Origin of the sequence: Mucilaginibacter sp. KACC 22063, assembly GCF_028736115.1 — a bacterium.
In the GTDB taxonomy this organism is placed as follows: Bacteria; Bacteroidota; Bacteroidia; order Sphingobacteriales; family Sphingobacteriaceae; genus Mucilaginibacter.
The window spans coordinates 3,531,454-3,552,283 of sequence record NZ_CP117877.1 but is presented as its reverse complement, the minus strand read 5'-3'; the positions used below and the strand labels follow the sequence as shown (position 1 = coordinate 3,552,283).

Here is a 20,830-nt window from a genome sequence, read left to right as displayed (position 1 = left end):
TTTAAATTGCTTTATCATACAACCATACACGCAGGAGTGATATCAGCTGATCAATGTCTACCGGCTTTGAAATATAATCAGAAGCACCGGCCTGTATACATTTCTCTCTATCGCCCATCATGGCTTTTGCGGTAACGGCTATCACCGGCAGGTTTTTGAATTTAGGGTTCTGACGGATTTTTTTAGTGCTTTCATAACCGTCCATCTCCGGCATCATCATGTCCATTAAAACAATGGCAGTGTCCGGGTTTTCTTCCAGTTGTTTTAATGCTTCGCGGCCATCCGTAGCCGAAATAACATTCATTTTATGTTTTTCAAGCGATTTGGTGAGCGAGAAAATATTACGGACATCATCGTCGGCAATTAATACAGTTTTGTCATGCAATACTTCATTCAGATGTACAGTGGTAAGATTTTTAGGCTTAAAATCTTCCTGTTTGTTTTCCTCGATCAGGTGCAGAAATAAGGCCACTTCATCAAGTATACGCTGATAAGAATGTGCGGTTTTGATCACAATAGAATCGGCATACTGTTTAATGCGGGTTTCTTCAGAAGATGACAGGTTTTTGCCGGTAAATACAATGATCGGTAAATGCTCAAGCCCTTTATTCTGCTTTACCAGGTCTAATGTTTCATAAGCGCTTTTATCAGGAATGCCCATATCCAGAATTACGCAATCTACCTGTTTGTTCTGCAAAATGCTTACGCCGTCGCTTACGCTGCTTGATACTGCCGCAGAAACATTAAAGGTTTCCAGGAAATAGGCCAGTGCCTGGGCATGTTTAGGATTTTCCTCAACAATCAATACCTTTTTAGGGCTGCGGCTCAAGGCATCTTCCAGCCTGGAAAAAATTAGTTTCATCTGCTCAATGGCTACCGGCTTGTTGATAAAGTCTACCGCACCACGCAGGCGGCTTTCTTTTTTAGCTTCCATTGAAGACATGATATGTACAGGGATAGGTTTGGTAACAGGGTTACTTTTCAGCTCTTCCATTACTTCCCAACCATCTTTTACCGGTAACTGTAAATCGAGCAGGATGGCAAGCGGACGATATTTAATGGCATATTCTATACCTAAGTCGCCCCTTACGGAGATAACACCCTTATAACCGCGCTGACGTGTAAAGCCTAACAAGGCTTTAGCAAATGGGGTATCATCCTCAATGATCAGGATTACCTTATCATCATCACCTATGGTATTGCGGTCATCTTCAACATCGCCGGGTATAACAGGCGCTATGTGGCGTACACGGTCATCCTCTTTCTTTTCTTCGGTTTTTGCAGGGATTACTATAGGCTGGGGCGGAACAGGCAGTGGCACTGTTGCCGGCTTATGCCGTGGTATAATCACTATAAAATTACTGCCCTTGCCCGGTTCGCTTTCCAACCTTATCTCGCCTCCTAAAAGTCGGGCAAGCTCGCGGCTGATGGACAGGCCCAGCCCGGTGCCGCCAAACTTGCGTTTAGTTGAACCATCGGCCTGTTTAAAGGCTTCAAATACCAGCTCCTGTTTTTCCTGCGGTATACCAACACCGGTATCCTTAACCGAAAACTCAATAAACGAATTATCAATAGTTGAAGGGCGTATGCTTAATTGTACCGAACCTTGTGTTGTAAATTTAAGCGCGTTGCTCATCAGGTTTTTAATCACCTGCTCCAACCGCATCTTATCGGTTTCAAGTGTTTCGTTGCCCTTAAAGTGATTGTCTAAGATCAATTGCAGATTTCTATCGCGCGCAATTGGCATAAACAACGAGCGCATATCAGCCTCAATTTCTGCAAGCGGAACCTGCTCATATTCCAGGTCCATTTTGCCGGCCTCAATCTTAGAAAGATCCAGCAGTTCGTCTATGAGGTCGAGTAACCCGTTACCCGAATTGAGGATAACCCTTGCAGATTCAACCTGTTCTTCAGAAAGATTATGCTCAGTGTTCTCGGATAAATATCGCGATAAAAGCAAAATAGAATTTAAAGGCGTGCGCAACTCGTGCGACATGTTTGCCATAAATTCTGATTTGTATTTAGTGGTTTGTTCCAGTTCTTCGGCTTTGCGCTGTATTTCGGCATTACGGTCGTTAATAATGCGGTTGCGCTCTTCCAGTTCCTGATTGGTTTGTTGTAGTTCTTCCTGCTGTACGCGCAGTTCTTCTTCTGAAGTTTGCAGGCGCTGGGTATGCTCTTCCAGTTCGTTGTTCAGGTTCTCCAGTTCGCTGTGCTGTGCCTGTAGCTCTTCAGATTGTGCTTGTGTTTCTTCAAGCAGCTCCTGCATGCGCCTGCGGTTTTGCGAGCTTACCAGCGCAATGCCGATGTTGCCGGATACTGCCTTTAAAAACTCGAGCTTGCGTGCCGGATACTCATTTAAAGTGCCAAGCTCGAGCACGCCGTGTACCTTGGTATCTTCAAACAGCGGAACAATGATCAGGTTTTTAGGCTTGATACTGCCCGACGCATAATTTACCGAGATATAATCCGGGTCAATATCTGACAGGAAAATAGGTTTGCCACTCTCTGCAACCTGCCCTAACAGGCCTTCGCCGGCCTTAATGATTTTAGGCGCAGTTGATGATAAGGCATAACCACTTTCTAAATGAAGGGTCTTGTTCTCAAATGTATAAAGTGCACCAACCTGGCTTTTGGTGTAATCAGCAATAAAGTCTAAAATATCTTTTGAAAGTTCTTTCAGGTCTTTTTCGCCTACCATACGATCATTAAGCTGCGCTATACCGGTTTGCAGCCATTCGTTATCAGATATCTTATTGAAAGAATATTGCAGCGACTCGGCCATTTTATTAAGCGATACGGCAAGGCTGCCCAGTGTATCTTTTTCGCTGGCATCTACACGTGTGCTGTAATCGCCATTTGATACCTTGTCTGCAATACCCTGAATAACATTGATGCGATGCTGTGTTTCCTGGTCTTTCTCTTCAAGGATACGTTGCAAACGATTGCGCTCGGCAAGGTCTGAGGTTACCTTTAAATAGAAAAAGCCGGATATTACCAAAGAAAGTATAGCCGCAAATACGATGACGATAGGGGTGAAGGATGAAAACTGGTTTAAGCGCTCAATACGCCCTTTCAATATTTTATTTTCAATTTTTTCCGTTTCATCAACAGCTTTACGCAACGAGTCCATATATAATTTACCCGTACGCAATTCATCAACTGTGATCACCCCGCCCGCACGCTTTTTATCAATCATCTTTTGCAGGATAGACATACGCTGAAGCAGGATATCTTTAATCTCCTTAATGTTCTTTTGCTGCTGAGGATTATCTTTAGTAAGGTTTTGTGCTTTATTAGCTTCGAGCAAAGCCCTGTTATAAGAGCCATTGTAGGGTTCTAAAAACTCGTTCTGACTGGTTAGTAAAAAGCCACGCTGTCCGGTTTCGGCATCCTTCATGGTAGAGATCACATTCTCGAGCGAGCTTACTACTGTGTTACTATGATCAACTCTTTCCGAACTTTGCAGCAGGTTGCTGATACTTACATATGAAACCACAGAGCTGATGATGAGCAACAGCAATGAGAGTCCGAATCCTATTTGCAGGTTACGGGTTATGGTTGTTTTCATTTAGGGAGTAATATTTTGAATAAGTTTATATTAGTTTTCAGACTTTACCGGTATGGTAAAATAAAATGTTGAACCTTTACCTGGTTCGCTCTCCACACCATAGGTGCCGCTATGCCTGCGGATAATCTCTGCACAGATGTAAAGGCCCATCCCCAGCCCTTGAAAACGATTTGACGATTCCTCAACACGATAAAATTTATCAAAAAGTTGATCCTGTTTTTCAAGCGGAATACCTATACCCTGGTCGCGCACTTTAATATTTACCTTGTTGTGCGGCATCAGCGCTACATCTACAAATATCTCGTCGTTATCGGGCGAATACTTTATGGCATTGGTGAGGTAATTTAATATAACCTGTTCCAGCCTTAGCGGGTCGCCATGAATTCTAACATCTGCAGTGCCATTTTTAGTGATGTTTTTATGAGGGAACGACTGTTTGATAATATCAATCGCACTATCTAAAAAAGGCTCGAAGTCAAACTCCCTGAAAGAATACTCAAGCTTGCCGGATACGATCTTTGATGTATTAAGAAGGTCTGCAACTAATTGGTTTAACTTATTCAGCTGCGTTTTGGTTCTGTCCAGGTACATGCGTGTACCGTCTTTATTGTCTTTTTCAAAGGACTTTTCGGCCAGTTGCAAATAGCCTTTCACAGAAGTGAGCGGCGTATTCAGTTCGTGGCTTGCAATGCTGATGAATTCGTCTTTTTTGCTTTCCGCTTCCTTACGATATTCAATTTCCTCCATCAGGGCATGCTGTACGCGGTTTAATTCGTCGGTTTGTTCGTAAAGCTTAATAAACGTGCGCATTTTTAGCACCAGTATGTCCGGGTCAATTGGCTTGATCAGGTAATCGCGGCCACCTGATGCGTAACCTTTACTAATAAATTGTTTATTTATCTTAACAGCAGAAAGGAAGATGATAGGAATGTCTTTGGTTTTGCTATATCCCGAAATGGCCTCTGCAACTTCAAAGCCATCCATGCCGGGCATCTGTACATCCAGTATAATCAGCTTGTAATTATATTTTAATACTTTTCGTAAAGCTTCTTCGCCAGACAAGGCAGTATCCACACTAAAGTTGTGCGTTTCAAGGATTTTTTTCAGTGCAATAAGATTCTCAGACTTATCGTCAACAATTAATATCATGGAATCGGCGGTAGATAGAAGATGTAAATATAATGTACTGTAGTCTGTTAATCAAAAATTAATTTCCAATACCATAAAAGTTCTAAGCATATAGTCAATTTTTTATTTAAGTATTAGCTTACAACCCTAATGAGTATAACAATGTGTGTTGCATTTGTTTTAGGTTTTTGAAATGATGTTAAATTGATAAAAAGCAGTTGTTAAATATATAGATTTGTTAATCTCATTTATTATGGCATCAGACTTTTCGCATATCGACTCCGAAACTCATCAGCCAGCAATGGTTGATGTTGGTAATAAGGTAATTACCAACCGCGTAGCTGTTGCACAAAGCATAGTTGTTTTAGGTAAAGCTATTTTGAGCCATTTGCAGGAGAACGATATACGTACCAAAAAGGGGCCGGTGTTTCAGACCGCAATAATTGCAGGTACAATGGCAGTAAAAAGAACTGCTGATCTGATACCGTTATGCCACCCCTTGCCGTTAGACGGGATTAAGATAAACGTAGAGGTCATTAGTGAAAAAGAAGTAGCTATACAATGCCGTGTTGCTGTTACTGCAAAAACCGGTGTTGAAATGGAAGCCCTTACCGGGGCAAGTATAGCGGCCTTAACCATTTATGATATGTGCAAGGCCCTATCTCATGATATTGTGATTAAAGAAACCAGGCTGATTAGCAAAACAGGGGGGAAGAGTGACTACCAAAGCAAATGATAAGCATCAAAAACATGCGGCGCTTGCACGGCCTCAATCGGGCGAATTTGCCCGTAATGAATTAGGAATACTTGGTGCACCTTGCAATATCATAAATGCTTGTGCTGAAAAATGGATCAGCTTACTGCATGAATATCACATTGCCTATGTAGATGCCGACCATAAAGCAGGGGAAGATGCTCCCGGTGCAAGTATTCGTTTTACTGATAAAATCAGCTACAGGCGGATAGATACCCAGCAGAATTTTAATTCTTTCACAAATAGGGTATTATTTAATAATCAGGACATTGTGCTGGTAAATAGCAATCATTTTAAGGCTGATAAGCAGGTGGTTATAGTGCACCCGGATAAAACGCTTGAACATAAACTGGAAAAGCTAACGGATGTGGTTTTGATATTGCTAAGCGAAGGGCAATCCGTTCCCTTGTATCTTTCGGCTCATTTGGGCATTGATATGCCGGTAATGGAATTAAGCGATGATAGTGGTATTGCTGCTTTTATCAAAGATTTACTGGTTAAAAGTATTTCCCCTTTAAACGGGCTGGTATTGGCCGGTGGTAAAAGTTTGCGTATGGGTACAGATAAGGCAGAGATCAGTTATCATGGCATTCCACAGCGTGATTATATGCAGCAATTGTTATCGCCCTTATGCAAGGACGTATTTATTTCTGTTGCAGAAGGTGAGGGGCAAAATGTAATTGCAGACAGGTTTATAGGATTAGGGCCTTTCGGTGGGATTTTATCTGCCATGCAATATAATCCTAACACGGCATGGCTTACTATTGCCTGCGATTTGCCCTATCTTTCATCAGCTACGTTGGCATATCTGATTGAACATCGTAACCCTTCAAAAATTGCTACTTCATTTTTAGATAGTGATGGCCGTTTCCCTGAACCTTTAATTACGATATGGGAGCCGCGTGCTTACCCTGTAATGCTGAATTTTCTGGCGCAAGGATACTCGTGCCCTCGCAAGGTATTAATTAATAGCGAAATCGAACTTTTACAAGCGCCTGATGTAAGTGAGTTCAGAAACATCAACAACCCTGATGAAAGGGAAGAAGCCCTGCGTTATTTTGGGATGAAGGCTTAATGATATCCGCTCACGTCATTGCGATCCGCTTATGGCGGAAAAGCAATCCCCGTCGTAAAAAGATTGCTTCTTCGTTGTCACTCATCGCAAAGACAAGATTGATTAGTATTATTTCTTTTCCACCAGCTTCAGCAACAGTTTATAATTCTGTTCATGGTAATCAGCGGTGCCGGTTTTAAAGCGGCTTTCAGGGTCATATAAGTATGTTTTGATCTTTAGTTCTTTTGCAGCCTTTATTTCAGATTCAGGATCATCGCCAATTACCAGCAGGTCTTCCTTACTGTAACCGTGCTCATCCATAATCTGCTGAAAGATATCTTTCTTGGTAATTGGCCTTAGTTCGGGATCAACAATATGTACTTCTTTAAAATCGCCTCTGATACCCAATGCATCAACTTTACTGTTCTGTAATTTGACGAAACCAAAAGTAACCAGATATTTTTCAAGTGGGATGGATTGTATCAGTTCATAATCTTTATAAGGAGTGGCAGTGCCATTGTAGACGGTTTCTTTCAGTATTTCAATACCTTTTTCTTTAAACCCCTCTTTAAACGGATAATTGTCGGCTATTTTCTGAAATGGCGTACGCGAAAGCTGGTCCCATATTTCATCCAGTTGTTCGTTGCTGATGTTGCCGCGGTACTCATGCATCAAGGTTTTAATTTCGGCGAATACATCATCAGAGATGGTCTTACTTTTAAAAATGGTATTGTCGAGGTCTAAGATCAGTGCTTTATACATGCTATGTTGTTTGGTAATATAACGTGTATAAGCTTATAAGTGTTTTTGCGGTAATTACGCTAACTGCTGTACTGCTTTGCTTTGAAAATAGTATTTATACAAAATGTAATAACCTAAACAAGCTAAAGCGCATACGATTCCTAATGTCCACCACAGGGCATTAAAACCCGAAAATGCAATGATCTGACTGCCAATTGACGGTGCCAGTATCTGTGCGGCAGACCAGGCCATAGTATACAAAGCGGCATACTGCCCCCGGTTTTTATCGTTTGTACGCTGTACCCAAAAAGCATTCATGAATGGCATGCTAAACATTTCGCCAAAGGTAATGGTGATAATTACCATCAACGCCGATAACGCGGAGGCAGGCAACCAGTTTACAAAGGTTAAACCAAGGCCTACCATAGCTACGCCACTTACAATAAAAAGCAAAGGATGCCTCCTGCCTTCGAGCCTATGGATCAGGATCATTTCTACAAAGGTGATGAGCAAGCCGTTTAATGCCATTAATGCACCAATGAGTTCCTCGTTAAGGTGCCATTTTATTTTATAAAATACCGGCTGCATGGTAAACAGTTGGAAGAAGCAGAAGCCATACATGCAGGTAAACAGAATGAACAGCATGTAAACGGTATCTTTATAGGGCGAAGCTTTTGTATCCTCTGCATGGTGTGATGCAGGCTTTTCCTTTTTTACTCTCGGTAATAGCTTCAATAACATCATGCCCGATAGCAGGTTGGTGCAACCATCAACCCAGAACAGTAAGTGATAGTTGTGAGCTGCTAAGAAGCCTCCCAATGCACCACCAAATGCCCAACCCAGGTTTACGGCAAGCCGGTTGAGCGAGTAGGACCGGGTTTTATTATCGGCATCACTGTAATGTGCAATAGCTGACGAATTTGCCGGGCGGAAAGCATCATTGCAGGCGCTTAAAATAAATACCACAATGCAAATGGGGTAGAACGATGTTTGGTAACCCAATAAAATGAACAACAGCCCTGCACTAAGCAAAGAGCCTACCTGCACATCGTAAAAGCCGAAGCGGTCTGTTATTTTACCGCCGATGAATGCACCGGTAATTGATCCTGCACCGAATAGCGCCATGATAGTACCTGCCTGCACAATACTAAAATGCAAACGCTGGGTGCAATAAATGGTCATGAAAGGTAAAACCATGGTACCGCTGCGGTTGATAAGCACCACAAGCGAAAGCAGCCAGCTTTTTTTAGATAGCCCCGAATATGCTTTGCGGTAAAGTTGGATCATGGTTTAATTTGACGATTTGAAAATACGCCGATTTGAGCAATTTGTAAAAGCTTCGTTTAAGAATAAGATCGCTATCCGGTCAGGATGTTACAGCGTTCGTTTATTTCCTCAATAAGCTAACTATAAAATCAACCTTTAAACAACAGCTGTTTTATTTCTGAGCCAGTGGTCGGCAATTACCAAAGCCGCCATTGCTTCAACAATTGGAACGGCACGGGGTACAACACAAGGGTCGTGGCGGCCTTTGCCTTGTATTTCGGCAGCATTACCATCCGCGTCAACAGTTGCCTGATTTTGCATAATGGTGGCCACGGGTTTAAATGCCACTTTAAATTCGATAGGCATGCCGTTACTGATACCTCCCTGTATACCACCCGAGTAATTGGTCAGTGTTTTAATTTTGCCGGTACCGGGTTCGTTTACAAAGCGGTCGTTATGTTCAGATCCCTGCATTTCGCTGCCAGTGAAACCTGAACCATATTCGAAACCGTGAACCGCATTAATACTTAACATTGCCTTGCCTAAATCGGCATGTAATTTATCAAAAACCGGTTCGCCCAAACCAACAGGGCAGTTGGTGATGTAGCAACTGATCTTACCGCCGATGGTATCACCCTGTTTACGAATGCGATCAATTTTTTCGATCATTTCTTCGGCGGTAGCCGGGTCAGCACAACGTACTATATTCAGTTCTCGTTGTTCAATAAATTCCTGCGGATTAGTAATATCAACATTAGGAGCATCAATTTTACCTACGCTGCTTACGTGCGCAATTACATTAATACCGGCTTTTAGAAGTAACAATTTGGCAACAGCACCTGCTGCTACGCGTGCCGCAGTTTCGCGTGCAGATGAACGGCCACCTCCACGATGGTCGCGGATGCCGTATTTAGCATGGTAAGTATAATCGGCATGCGATGGGCGGAAAACATCGGTATTATGGCTGTAATCCTTTGAACGTTGATCTTCGTTAGGAATAATCATGGCAATAGGTGTGCCTGTGGTTTTTCCTTCAAACACACCCGATAAGATTTTTACCGTATCACTCTCTTTGCGTTGGGTAGTGATTTTAGACTGGCCAGGTTTACGCTTATCCAGTTCTGCCTGTATAAAATCAATATCTATTTCCAGCTGTGCCGGGCAACCATCGATAATTACGCCTATAGCTTCGCCATGCGATTCGCCGAATGTTGTTATTTTAAAAAGCTGCCCAAAGGTATTGCCTGCCATTTTATTTGATGTATTGAGTAATTAGTATCGAGTATCAGGTATCAAGATACCCTTCGTCATTGCGAGGTACGAAGCAATCCCAAATTGTGCAGTTCCATATGCAGGGTTGCCTTGTAAGTCGGTGATTGCTTCTCCGTTTGTTTATTATCCTTTATGTCATTGCGAGCGTTAGCGTGGCAATCTCCTTTTTAGCATAGTAAAGCATATCCAGAGATTGCTTTCGTCGTACCTCCTCGCAATGACAAATATCATATTGTCATGCTGTCCCGATAACCATCGGGATTGTTTCGGCATCTCACACAAATGTTTTACTTAGCATATGAGATCCTGAAACAAGTTCTCCGAAGGAGTCCTTTGGACAGGATGACACTTATTCTGTTTCAAATCCTGCCTTTTCCAGATCTTTCCAGAAATCAGGATAAGATTTTTCTACCACTTTTTCTTCTTCAATTTCCAGTTCAGGAATAACTAATGCCAGCGGGGCAAAAGCCATAGCCATGCGGTGGTCTTCGTAAGTAGCAATGGTCATTTTTTCTGGGATAAACTTTTCGCTGCAGTCCAGTTTGTAAACCTGTCCTTTTTCAACCAGTTTAACACCCATTTTGCCAAGTTCATTCTGTAAGGCAGCTACACGGTCAGTTTCTTTGATCTTCAAAGTTTCCAATCCGGTAAATGTAGCTTCGTGCCCTAAAGCCGCGCATACCACAATAACAGTTTGTGCAAGGTCAGGGCATTTAATCATGTCAAATATCTTGCGCTGAATTGGCTTTGGCTCTTTTTTCAGGTAAACACCGCCATCCTTAAACTGCGATGTAATACCAAAATTAGCCATTATCTCTGTTATTGCGCTATCTCCTTGTAAGCTGTAAGCTGTTAAGCCTGGCAAAAATAACTCCGCTTCTTCGGCAAGCGCTGCAATAGCATACCAGTAAGATGCTGCGCTCCAGTCAGGCTCAACCCAGATACTGGTTTCTTTAAATTCCTGGTTAGCTATGCTGATGGTATTGTCTTCCCATTGGTGCTGAATGCCTGCCTGTTGCAGCATGCTCAAGGTCATTTCCACATAAGGGCGTGAGGTAAGCTCGCCTTCAATCTGTAGTTTTAAACCTTGTGGCAAACGTGCAGCAATAAGTAACAGTGCGGTAATATACTGACTGCTGATATCGCCTTTAATGGTGATCAGATCTGTTTTTTGTTCAAACCCAGCCTTGATATGCAATGGGGGATAACCATCGTTTTCTACATAATCAATATCAGCACCTAACTGGCGTAAAGCATTAACCAATATACCAATAGGGCGTTGTTTCATACGCTCGCTACCGGTAAGAATAACATCCTCATTGCCAATAGCAAAGTAAGCCGTTAAAAAACGCATGGCAGTGCCTGCAGGGCCAATATCTACAGTTGCGAGTGATTGAGTTTCGAGTTGCGAGTCACTTTCCTGATTCTTGGCTCTTGACTCTTGGCTCTGGTTTCTTAATATCCCTGCCAGGGTTACCGTATCAGCAGCATCAGAAACGTTAGTTACCTTAACGCGGCCATTGCTCAGGGCCTCGATAACGAGTGCACGGTTGCACTCGCTTTTCGAGCCTGTAAGTTGTATAGTGGTATTAATATGTTTACTGCCGCTGCGCAGTATGATGTTTTTTGCCATCATTAATTATGCGTGTGTCAGGTTTTCTTTGATACCTGAGTCAGAATTCATGATTTCAGTTTGCTTGCGGATTGATTCGCTGTGGATCAACTCTAATAACTTTTCGGTAAAGTTTTCATCCAGTTTTAATGCTTTGCCATAACGGGTACGTTTTTGCAGGATCTCGTCCCAACGGTTAACCTGAAGAATGGTAATGCCGTTATCTTTTTTGTAGTTACCGATCTTTTCAACAATCTGCATACGCTCAGCCAGTTTTTGGATTACCAGGTCGTCGATTTTGTCAATTTGGTTACGCAGGTCAGCCAATGCATCTTTTACTTCTGCGCTTTTGATCTCTGGTTTACGCAGGGTAAGGTTGCCAACCAGTTCGTCAAGTGCCGATGGAGTTACTTGCTGTTTAGCATCAGTCCATGCAACGCTTGGGTCAATGTGCGATTCAATCATTAAGCCCTGCATGTCCATATCCAATGCTTTTTGAGCAACGTAAGGGATCAGGTCGCGGCTACCGGTAATGTGGCTTGGATCATTGATGATCGGTAACTCAGGTGCATGTGTTTTCAGGTTAATAGCCAGATCCCACATCGGCTCGTTACGGAACGCCGATTTTTCATGAGATGAGAAACCACGGTGGATACCTGCCAATTTTGTGATACCTGCATTGTTGATGCGTTCAAGTGCGCCAATCCATAAACTAAGGTCAGGGTTAACCGGGTTTTTAACCATTACCGGTACATCAACACCACGCAAAGCGTCAGCAATCTCCTGTACTGTGAAAGGGTTAGCGGTTGAACGCGCACCTACCCAAAGGATATCTACGCCTGCTGCTAAAGCTTCTTCAACGTGTTTGGCGGTAGCAACCTCAACAGCGGTTGGTAAGCCGGTTTCTTCTTTAGCGCGTTTTAACCATTGCAGGCCAATGCTGCCAATACCTTCAAATTCTCCCGGACGGGTACGTGGTTTCCAGATACCGGCACGCAATGCGCTTAAACGGCCTGTTTTAGCTAATAAATGAGCAGTTGCAACTAACTGTTCTTCAGTTTCAGCACTGCAAGGGCCTGCAATTAATAATGGCTGATTTTCCTGAGCCGGTTTAATCCAGGTGTTTAACGGTTGTATTTTAAGATCAAGTTTCATACTGTTTTGGTGTTTGTCCGGAAGTCGGTTGTCCGAAAGTCCGGAAGATTTGTTAATATCTTGTTTGTTTAATGTTAGTTTACTTTCGGACTTGCTGACACCGGACTACCCGACTCAGATGATTCTTCCACATACCTTTTATATTCGCCCAATATGTTGAAGTTATGTGTGTATTTTAATACCTGGCGAATGGCTTTATCGTAATTGGCCTGTGTTTCCCATTCAACGTCTACATAAAAATTGTACTCGTTACGTTTACCCAATACCGGCATCGATTGTATTTTGCTCATGTTCACGTTTTCTTCGGCCAGTATGTTAAGCACTTTGGCCAGCGAGCCAACCTCGTTACTTACCTGGAAACATAGCGAAGCTTTATTGGTGGTCGTATTTTTAGCGTTTTCATGATGGGTTAAGATCAGGAAACGGGTGAAATTCTTTTTGTTGGATTCGATACGGCGCTCTAAAATTTCCAGATCATACAGTTTGGCTGCAAGGCTATTGGCAATGGCAACAGTATCAGTTAATTCCTCTTCACGGATGCGTTTGGCGCAGGCCGCAGTATCTACGCTTTCAACCACATTCAGGTGCGGGTATTCGTTAAAGAAATCATCACACTGGCGAATAGCTATAGGGTGAGAGGTAACTGTTTTAATGTCCTCGAATTTTACACCCGGTAAAGCCATTAAGTGTAGCTGAATTGGCAGGTAAACCTCGCCTACAACCGGAAAATTATAGCTAAGCAACAAAGAATAGTTAGGCAAAATGCTGCCGGCAATGCTGTTTTCAATAGCCATTACCACGTAGTCGGCTTCGCGGGCCTGCAACTTCTGAAAAGTTTGTTTAAACGAGTTGCATTCAACGGTAACGATGTCTTCGCCGAAGAATCTGAATGCTGCCTCTTCGTGAAATGAGGCGCGGATGCCCTGAATTGCTACTCTTGGTTTTTGCGTATCCATAATGTTATTAAAGCAAAAAGTCCCGGCTGTTGGGCCGGGACTTTGCTTGTTTTATGTATGTCTTTTAGGCATATCAGTCCCGGCTCTTACCGCTAAAGTAAAAGAAGAAACCAAAATAATATGCGCCTGTGTATTTCATTGTTTTATTACGCTGGTAAATGTACAAGGAAAAATTATATTGTCAATACAAAATTTTATTTTTCTTAAAATTATAAGGGTAAACCAAATAATATTTGTTGATGAGAAATAAGTTAGGGCTATTTGTCATTCTTTCAATTTGCCTTTAACTGCATTAGCAGATCAGGAAGAGGTACTTATTCCGATCTTTATTACTATAATATCGGTCATTGTTTTTTAGCCTTTATGTTATTTGTAAAATTACAGGCGGCATACAAGTGGGTATTAAGCTTTATTTACTTCGGTTCAATGACTTTGATTTATTGCTTTATATGTGATCTTCCTTTCATAGAAAATATGAAAGGATAAACTATTCAGTTGGAATAATACCACCTCTTTTTACCTTGGTTTCTTATCTGTATGTGAAATTCTTAAGAAAAGAGAATGATTAACAAATAAGGGCGTTCCCTTTGGTCGGGCTATCCGTTGCAAGTCCTCATTGCGCTTCGCTGCATTCCGGGCTTTCCACTACTATCCCTAACGCATTAAACCTCACTTAATCAACTGCTCACTATTCACCATCTGATACCCCCTCTGCAACATTCTCGCCGTTTGTGTGCTGCCATCATGGCTCCAGCCCGGTGGGTTAAATATATAGCCTAATTTATTTCGTAGTCCGGGGGCGTTTTTTACATCGCAGGCAAGCGCTTTCCATTCGTGGAAAATGGTGTTAATGGTGCCTGTATCTTCTAATGGTTTGGTGATGCCATAGCGTATCGGTTCAGGCAAATTCTCCTCACGGAAAGTGCCGAACATACGGTCCCAGATAATGAACATCATGCCCATGTTTTTGTCAAGATAGGGGATGTTTGATGCATGGTGTACCCTATGGTGCGATGGGGTTACAAAAATGCGCCCGTACCATATTGGCAGCTTAATATCATATTGTGTATGTACCAGGTTGCCGTAAAGCTGGGTAAGCAAATAGGCATATAATATATCAACAGCACTAAAACCCATTAATGCCAGCGGCAAATAAAAGAAGACACGGTAAAGTGGTTCAAACACGGTAGACCGGAAACCGGTTGTAAAATTAAAATGCTCTGACGAGTGATGTGTTACATGCATGGCCCAAAACAGGCGGCAATAGTGCCCGGTATAGTGGAGTACCCAGTATAGAAAGTCTTGCGTTACAACCAGCACAAGCCAGTATATTACTGCATTCTTAATGGTAAAAAGCCTGTAATGCCAGGTATAATCGAGTACAAAAAAGGTAAAGCCTTTAACGCCAAGATTCAAAAAAAAGGTGATGGTGGTAAGATGGATGTTAGTCAGCGTATCATGCTTTTCATAGTAGTGGCGGTTTTCGCGGTAGCTTAACCACATTTCAACCAAAGTAAGCGTGATCAGCAACAAAACCAGTACGACAACAGCATCGTTTTTTGGGGTAAGGGGAATCATAAGCAAAGTAACTGTAAAGTTAACTACATGTTTGCTTTGTTGTCAATACTATTTAACAAGCTTAACAATAGGATGATAAAGCAGTGGGAAATTAGTTTCATGTCATTGCGATCCGTCGGCTGACGGAGAAGCAATCCCAGGCTATGCGGAAGCATTGATAAGGTAGTGAGTCAATGTCTGCAGGTTTGAGCACGATGGGGCAATCCCTTTATTCGGTCATGCCGAACTAGTTTCGGCATCTCATAGCAATCGGCATGTACCTGTCCTGTGAGATCCTGAAACAAGTTCAGGATGACAAGTGCGAGAATTATTAGATACTTCGACAAGTTCTCCGAAGGAGTCCTTTAGACATGATGAGAAGTAGGAGATTACAAGCCCTTATAAAATCTTAAACTGTCAAAAAGCTCTTCTACGGTACAGATTTGATTAATTACGCAGGTGCCAATATCACTTAATAAAGTACAATTGATCTCGTCGCCTTCGTTCTTTTTATCTTTCTTCATCAGTGCAGCAAGCTCATCAAAAGAGGCATCATTAACCTCATATTTCGGATACATGCGGGTAATTACGCTCACAATCTCATTCAATACGTCCTGACTTAAGCCTGCTTTTTTATAGGATAACCAGCTTTCGCAAATCATACCTATGGCTATGGCTTCGCCATGTGTAAGGTGGTTTTCGTCATTATCCAGCGAATAGGTTTCTACCGCATGGCCAACGGTGTGGCCAAAGTTCAGGCTTTTGCGCAGGCCCTTTTCATGCGGGTCTTCAAGTACCACGTTGTTTTTAATGCCAACAGAGTGGTAAACTAACTCCTGATTAGGGATAGCTACAATATTGTTTTTGAGGCGTTCCCAATACGATTTATCTGCAATAAGCCCGTGTTTCAGCATTTCTGCCATACCCGAAAGGATCTCGCGCTGCGGTAATGTATTTAAAAACTCATGATCGATAAATACCGCTTTTGGCTGGGTAAAGGTGCCTATAATGTTTTTGATGCTATCCATATCCACGCCGGTTTTACCGCCTACAGAGGCATCCACCTGCGATAATAGGGTAGTAGGGATATTTACAAAATCGATACCTCTTTTAAAGGTAGAGGCTACAAAGCCACCAAGATCGGTTACTACACCACCCCCCAGGTTAATAAGCAGGCTGCGGCGATCGGCGCCAAAGTCGATCAGCATTTTCCAAACGCCGATACAAAAATCTATATTCTTGTTTTCTTCGCCTGCGGTAATTTCAATCAGATCGTAAGACCTGTTTTCCAACTTTGAAACAACAAGCGGCAGGCAGTACTTGCCCGTGTTATCGTCTGTAAGGATGAAAATTTTTGAGTAGTTGCCTTGTTCAATATAGCTGACAAGTTGGGTAAGGCTATCTTCAAAAAAAACCGAGTAGCCAAGGCTTTGTATTGCGTCCATAATTAAATAACCCTGATCGATGTTCCGCGAAACTCAACCACATCGCCGCGTTTTACTTTTAAACGCTTGCGTGTGTCAATATTGCCATTGTAAGTAACTTCGCCTTCTGATACTACAATTTGCGCTTCGCCGCCGGTTTGCACCAGGTTAGTAGCTTTAAGTAATTGTATCAGCGGGATAAACTCTCCCTGTAATTCAAACTCAATCATGAGAAGCAAAAATAAACTATTCAAATCATATTGAGTTATCCTTATTCATTTTCTAATTTTGTAGCATGTTAAATCGTGATGTTCCTGCTTCACCCTCAAGGGGTAAACTATCTTTTGATAACACCGAAATCGCTTTCAGGCACCTTTCCAACGCAGACTTAAACCGGGCTTACTGGTTGTTTAAAGCCATTAATAATAACACACTTGTTAAAGTTGGCCCACCAATGACCAACTTTGCCATGAAAATAGGTCTGCCGATCAAAGGCATTATCAAGTCGACCATATTTAAACAGTTTTGCGGCGGCGAAACCATTGCCGAGTGCGACACGGTAATTAAGAACCTTGCCGAAGGCGGTGTAGGTACCATACTTGATTATTCTGTAGAAGGGGAAGATGATGAGCAGGTATTCGATCATACACGCGATGAGATCATCCGCACTATAGTGCGCGCAACCGGCGATAAAGCGGTGCCTATCACCGTATTTAAAGTTACCGGTGTTGCCCGCTTTGGCTTACTGGAAAAACTGGATACAGGCGCAACCCTGACCGTCGAAGAAGAAAAGGAATGGCAAAAGGTACAGGCACGTGTATTAGCTATTTGTGAAAAAGCATTTACAGCAGGTATACCTGTTATGGTAGATGCTGAAGAAAGCTGGATACAAAAAACCATCGATAAGCTTGCGCTGGATATGATGCGTAAGTTTAACCAGTATAAAGCTATCGTTTATAATACTTACCAGATCTATCGCCACGATAAGCTGCAATCATTAATTGACGATGTGGTAACTGCTAAAAGTGCTGGCTTTATTTTGGGTGCGAAATTGGTACGTGGTGCTTACATGGAAAAGGAGCGTAAACGTGCTGCGGAAATGGGCTACCCATCACCGATACAACCGGATAAAGCAGCTACAGATAAAGATTATGACCAGGCACTACGTTTTTGCACAGATCATATTAATAAAGTAGCGTTTGTTGCCGGTACGCATAACGAAAACAGTTCGCGTTTACTGACCGAACTGATGGAGCAGAAAAATATACCGCATAACCACCCGCATGTGTACTTTTCGCAACTGTTGGGTATGAGTGACAACTTAAGCTTTAACCTTGCCGATGCTGATTACAATATTGCCAAGTATGTGCCTTATGGTCCGGTAAAGGCAGTACTGCCATACTTGTTTCGCCGGGCGCAGGAAAACACAGCCATTGCCGGACAAATGAGTCGCGAGTTAAGCCTCATTGTTAAAGAAAAGCAGCGCAGGAAGTTGTAATTGATTTATGATCATATATTGAAGCCGCCTTATATTTATAAGGCGGCTTCTTCTTTTAAAGGGTAACAGGTTCTGTGATTTTTTCCCGTGCCTGTTTGGCGGCACTCACCATATTGATAAGTGCGGCTTTGGTCTCCGGCCATTTACGGGTTTTTAATCCGCAATCGGGGTTTACCCAAATATTACGTGCAGGTAGTAAGATTGCTGCCTTTTCAAGAAGGCTTAACATTTCCTCAACGGTTGGTACACGCGGCGAGTGAATATCATATACACCCGGGCCAATCTCGTTCGGGTATTCAAAATCTGAAAATGCTTCCAGCAGTTCCATTTGCGAGCGCGATGTTTCAATCGTGATCACATCGGCATCCATAGCGGCTATATGTTCAATGATATCATTAAACTCGCTATAACACATGTGCGTATGTATCTGCGTTTCGTCGTTCACGCCACTTGCTGAAATACGGAATGCCTTAACCGCCCAGGTAAGGTAAGCAGGCCAGTTGGCGCGCCTTAATGGTAAACCTTCGCGAATGGCAGGTTCATCTATTTGTATAATACCGATCCCTGCCTTTTCTAACGCGACCACTTCTTCGCGGATAGCCAATGCGATCTGGTTAGCGGTGGTTTCGCGCGGTTGATCGTCGCGCACAAACGACCATTGTAAGATAGTGATAGGGCCTGTAAGCATACCTTTCATCGGTCGGTCGGTTTGCTGCTGAGCGAAACTGCTCCAGCGCACGGTCATATCTTTCGGACGGCTGATGTCGCCGTAAATCACAGGGGGTTTAACACAACGGCTGCCATAGCTTTGCACCCAACCGTTTTGAGTAAACAGATAACCATCCAGCTGTTCGCCAAAATATTCCACCATGTCGTTACGCTCAAATTCGCCATGTACTAATACATCAATGCCAATTTCTTCCTGCAAGCGTATAGTTTCAATGGTAGCTTTTTCTAACGCTTGTTCATATTCCTGAAGACGAAGTTCGCCTTTTTTATACTTTGCCCTTAGCTGGCGTATATCATCCGTTTGAGGGAAAGATCCAATGGTAGTTGTAGGGAAGTGCGGTAGTTTAAAGCGTTGTTGCTGTAACTGCTGCCTCACCGGAAATGCGCTGTTACGGGTAGCATCAGCATCGGTTATAGCCGCAATCTTTTGCTTAACGGTGTCTTTGTGTATCACCGTTGAGGTGCGGCGGCTTTCAATTGCTTGCTGATTGTTGCGCATCAGGTCGGTATTACCCTGGATGATCTGGTGTAATTCGCTTACCTCGTTCAGTTTTTGCTTAGCAAAAGCCATCCAGTTTTTAACGCCATAGTCGATAGCTGTTTCCAGGTCAAGATCATAAGGGGTATGCAGTAAAGAGCTGGAAGGGGAAATCATGATACGTTCGCTGCCTAATGCACCAATGGCTTTGGTAATATGGGCAAGCGATTTTTTGTAATCATTCTTCCAAACGTTACGGCCATCGATAACACCTAATGATAATTGCAGATTTGCAGGCATCAACGCTAATACTTCATCTAACTGTTCTGGTGCGCGTGCCAGGTCAATGTGTAATGCCTGTACTGGCAGGTTAACTGCTAAAGGCGCATTATCAAGCAGGGCATCAAAGTAGGTTGCTACCAATAGCTTTACGCCACTTACGCGATTGGCTATTGCACGGTAGGCGTACTCAAAGGCCTCTTTCTCTTTTTTGCTGAGGTCCATTGCCAGGTAAGGCTCATCAAGCTGTACCCACTCGGCGCCATAATTTTTTAGCCTGTTAATTATGTCGACATAAACCGGAACCAGCTTCTTGATTAAATCTATCTTGTCGAAGCCGGCCTCCTTTTCTTTACCTAATAACAGGTAGGATACAGGGCCAATGATTACAGGCTTTGCTGCACCGCCAACATATTGTTTGGCGTGGTTAAACTCGGCGAACAGCTTTTCTGAAAACAGATTAAATTGCTGATCGGCAGTAAACTCAGGAACGATGTAATGATAGTTGGTATCGAACCATTTTGTCATTTCCATGGCCTTAATGTCGAGGCCATCTTTCTGATAACCACGTGCCATGGCAAAGTACATGTCGATCTCCTCATTACCTTTTACAGAAGCAACTACCGGAGAGTAACGTGCAGGGATTGCGCCAAGCAGCAGGCTCATGTCCAGCACATGGTCATAATAGCTGAAATCATTGCAGGGGATAAGATCGATACCTGCATCGAGCTGCAACTGCCAGTTGGCCTCCTTAATTTTGCGGGCGGCAGCATAAAGATCTTGCCTGGTGATTTTGCCCTGCCAGTACTGTTCGCTGGCTTTTTTGAGTTGACGGTGGCTGCCCATGCGTGGGAAACCAAGATTGTTTTTTAGCATACGCGTAAAACTTAGTTAAACATTAATTGAATTGATTAATGCTCCTTACGTTTCGGTATGCTTTCGGAAATGGGTAGAAATAAACACAACAGTGCAGCATAATACCGCCTGCTTGTCCATCGACTACTGCTTCAATCGCGAAAGCATTGGTCTTTTAACAGTACGGCAAGTATCCTGGCTTGTCCTTTTACCGTTACCTTCCCAACGCTTTGTGAGCGATAGTGGCTATTTACGGCGGCCTTTGTTAAGGCGGACTTACAGTTGCGCGACAGCCCATGATTTACACATGGTTCCTTCTTAGTCCCGGCGTTAACCGGAAACCTGTACTGCTGGAAGATTTTTTCTTATTGTAAAGAACGTTTAACAAATGTAAGTGATTTGCAGATGAAAAGATAATGTTTAGTTTGCGTATGTACTTTATGGTTTGAATAAGACTTTCTTTTTCTCCCCAAAAGAAAGTCACCAAAGAAAAAGTCGTGA

General features: G+C 42.8%; 15 protein-coding genes and 1 riboswitch. Of the genes, 3 read left to right on the top strand and 12 right to left on the bottom strand.

Going from position 1 to position 20,830, the window contains the following annotated elements:
- Position 1 precedes the first annotated feature (1 nt).
- Positions 2-3,571, bottom strand: coding sequence for a response regulator (locus PQ461_RS15335; protein ID WP_274206411.1), 3,570 nt, complete (start codon positions 3,569-3,571; stop codon positions 2-4).
- A gap of 30 nt (positions 3,572-3,601) precedes the next feature.
- The gene (locus PQ461_RS15330) at positions 3,602-4,720 is read right to left on the bottom strand and encodes an ATP-binding response regulator (RefSeq protein ID WP_274206410.1); all 1,119 of its coding nucleotides are present in this window, start codon (positions 4,718-4,720) and stop codon (positions 3,602-3,604) included.
- A gap of 232 nt (positions 4,721-4,952) precedes the next feature.
- Here PQ461_RS15330 and moaC point away from each other — a divergent pair, with 232 nt between their 5' ends.
- Together moaC and PQ461_RS15320 are read left to right on the top strand one after the other, a co-directional pair.
- Positions 4,953-5,435 (top strand): cyclic pyranopterin monophosphate synthase MoaC, encoded by a 483-nt coding sequence (moaC, locus tag PQ461_RS15325; RefSeq protein ID WP_274206409.1) that lies wholly within the window; start codon positions 4,953-4,955, stop codon positions 5,433-5,435.
- Complete coding sequence (locus tag PQ461_RS15320; protein WP_274206408.1) at positions 5,416-6,528, top strand: NTP transferase domain-containing protein; 1,113 nt, start codon at positions 5,416-5,418, stop codon at positions 6,526-6,528. The genes moaC and PQ461_RS15320 overlap by 20 nt, the downstream gene beginning before the upstream one ends.
- Before the next feature lie 108 nt (positions 6,529-6,636).
- On the opposite strand, the gene PQ461_RS15315 is transcribed toward PQ461_RS15320, so the two are convergent.
- The 9 genes from PQ461_RS15315 to PQ461_RS15275 all read right to left on the bottom strand — a co-directional run bounded on the left by PQ461_RS15315 (position 6,637) and on the right by PQ461_RS15275 (position 16,720).
- Positions 6,637-7,269 carry an HAD family hydrolase gene (locus PQ461_RS15315; RefSeq protein WP_274206407.1) on the bottom strand — a complete coding sequence of 211 codons (633 nt, stop codon included), beginning with the start codon at positions 7,267-7,269 and terminating at the stop codon, positions 6,637-6,639.
- Between the two features lie 54 nt (positions 7,270-7,323).
- Positions 7,324-8,535: an MDR family MFS transporter gene (locus tag PQ461_RS15310; RefSeq protein WP_274206406.1), complete on the bottom strand. Its 1,212-nt coding sequence runs from the start codon at positions 8,533-8,535 to the stop codon at positions 7,324-7,326.
- Positions 8,536-8,670: 135 nt separating this feature from the next.
- Positions 8,671-9,765 (bottom strand): chorismate synthase, encoded by a 1,095-nt coding sequence (gene aroC, locus PQ461_RS15305; protein WP_274206405.1) that lies wholly within the window; start codon positions 9,763-9,765, stop codon positions 8,671-8,673.
- 370 nt (positions 9,766-10,135) lie between these two features.
- Positions 10,136-11,419: a 3-phosphoshikimate 1-carboxyvinyltransferase gene (aroA, locus tag PQ461_RS15300; RefSeq protein WP_274304013.1), complete on the bottom strand. Its 1,284-nt coding sequence runs from the start codon at positions 11,417-11,419 to the stop codon at positions 10,136-10,138.
- A 6-nt stretch (positions 11,420-11,425) separates the two neighbouring features.
- Positions 11,426-12,553, bottom strand: coding sequence for a chorismate mutase (locus PQ461_RS15295; protein ID WP_274206404.1), 1,128 nt, complete (start codon positions 12,551-12,553; stop codon positions 11,426-11,428).
- A 74-nt stretch (positions 12,554-12,627) separates the two neighbouring features.
- On the bottom strand, positions 12,628-13,509 hold the full coding sequence (locus PQ461_RS15290; protein WP_274206403.1) for a prephenate dehydratase: 882 nt from the start codon (positions 13,507-13,509) through the stop codon (positions 12,628-12,630).
- A 669-nt stretch (positions 13,510-14,178) separates the two neighbouring features.
- Entirely contained in the window at positions 14,179-15,087 is a 909-nt protein-coding gene (locus tag PQ461_RS15285) for a sterol desaturase family protein (RefSeq protein ID WP_274206402.1), read from the bottom strand.
- Between the two features lie 368 nt (positions 15,088-15,455).
- Positions 15,456-16,511: a 3-dehydroquinate synthase gene (gene aroB / locus PQ461_RS15280; RefSeq protein ID WP_274206401.1), complete on the bottom strand. Its 1,056-nt coding sequence runs from the start codon at positions 16,509-16,511 to the stop codon at positions 15,456-15,458.
- Positions 16,512-16,513: 2 nt separating this feature from the next.
- Positions 16,514-16,720 carry an RNA-binding S4 domain-containing protein gene (locus tag PQ461_RS15275; RefSeq protein ID WP_274206400.1) on the bottom strand — a complete coding sequence of 69 codons (207 nt, stop codon included), beginning with the start codon at positions 16,718-16,720 and terminating at the stop codon, positions 16,514-16,516.
- Positions 16,721-16,785: 65 nt separating this feature from the next.
- Between PQ461_RS15275 and PQ461_RS15270 the strand changes: the two genes are divergently transcribed.
- Positions 16,786-17,988, top strand: a complete 1,203-nt coding sequence (locus tag PQ461_RS15270) for a proline dehydrogenase family protein (protein WP_274206399.1) — start codon at positions 16,786-16,788, stop codon at positions 17,986-17,988.
- A gap of 55 nt (positions 17,989-18,043) precedes the next feature.
- On the opposite strand, the gene metE is transcribed toward PQ461_RS15270, so the two are convergent.
- Positions 18,044-20,350 (bottom strand): 5-methyltetrahydropteroyltriglutamate--homocysteine S-methyltransferase, encoded by a 2,307-nt coding sequence (gene metE / locus PQ461_RS15265; RefSeq protein ID WP_274206398.1) that lies wholly within the window; start codon positions 20,348-20,350, stop codon positions 18,044-18,046.
- A 147-nt stretch (positions 20,351-20,497) separates the two neighbouring features.
- A riboswitch (cobalamin riboswitch) is annotated at positions 20,498-20,691 on the bottom strand.
- Positions 20,692-20,830: the final 139 nt, after the last annotated feature.